This window comes from Rhizobium leguminosarum bv. viciae, assembly GCF_012276115.1.
Taxonomy (GTDB): domain Bacteria; phylum Pseudomonadota; class Alphaproteobacteria; order Rhizobiales; family Rhizobiaceae; genus Rhizobium; species Rhizobium leguminosarum_T.
In genome coordinates, this window is the sequence record NZ_WIEU01000061.1 from 1 (window position 1) to 1,004 (window position 1,004).

Consider the following 1,004-nt stretch of genomic DNA (forward strand, 5'->3'; position numbering starts at 1 on the left):
TGTTTAGTCCCGGCATTTGATGGATAGGATCGATGATGAATCGATCTGGCTCGGAAGTCCACCTTTTGCAGATGAACTCGAAGGGGGTGAGGCCCTTTAGTGTCTTGAGCCTGCGCCCAAAATTGTAGGCGTCGATGAAGTCGGCGAGATGCTTTTTCAGTTGTGCGTGATCGTCGTAGTGGAAGCGCTTGACAGTCGCTTCCTTGATCGTCCGGTTCATCCGCTCGACCTGCCCATTGGTCCATGGGTGCTTAACCTTTGTCAGGCGATGCTCGATCTCGTATTCCTCACAGACTCGGTCGAAGATGTGCTGGAAAGCATTTTGGTCACAGGCCCGGTTGGTGAACTGGATGCCATTATCGGTCAGGATAGTATGGATGGTGTAGGGCACCGCCGCGATCAGGTTGCGCAGGAACTGGGCGGCATTCATCTTGCCAGCTTTGGCATAGAGCTCAGCGAAGGCGAACTTGGAAGTGCGATCAATCGCCACGAAGAGATAGAGCTTGCCCTCAGCCGTCTGCACCTCGGCAATATCGACGTGGAAGTAGCCGATCGGGTAGCTTTTGAACTTTTTCTTCGGTTCTTTGTCGCCTTTCACTTCCGGCAGGCGTGAAATGCCGTGGCGCTGCAGACACCTGTGCAGGGACGAACGTGTCAGATGCGCGATCGTCGGTTGAAGGGCATAGAGGCAGTCATCAAGGGGCAGCAATGTATGCCTGCGAAAGGCGACGATGACGGCTTCTTCTTCAAGAGAGAGGATTGTCGAATGCGGGTCCTTCGGGCCTGTCGGAAGATCGGCCAATGATGTCCGTCTCTTCCATTTGGCTATCGTCTTCTGATTGACCCCATACCGCTTTGAAAGCGCTCTCAGGCTCTCTTCACTATTTTGTATTGCTCGACGGATTGCCTCTGTCGTTGTGGCGCTCCCGTGTAGAACCTGGCCCATAGTGCCTCCCTCCATTCTAAGGAAAATAATGCACCATCAAATGCCGGGACTAAACACC

The 1,004-nt window shown here is 53.6% G+C and carries 1 protein-coding gene; it reads right to left on the reverse strand.

The genetic code is table 11. The annotated features are described in order from the left end of the window. A partial coding sequence (locus GFM02_RS34775) for an IS481 family transposase (RefSeq protein WP_168324231.1) occupies positions 1–946 on the reverse strand: 946 nt, incomplete at its 3' end. Positions 947–1,004: the final 58 nt, after the last annotated feature.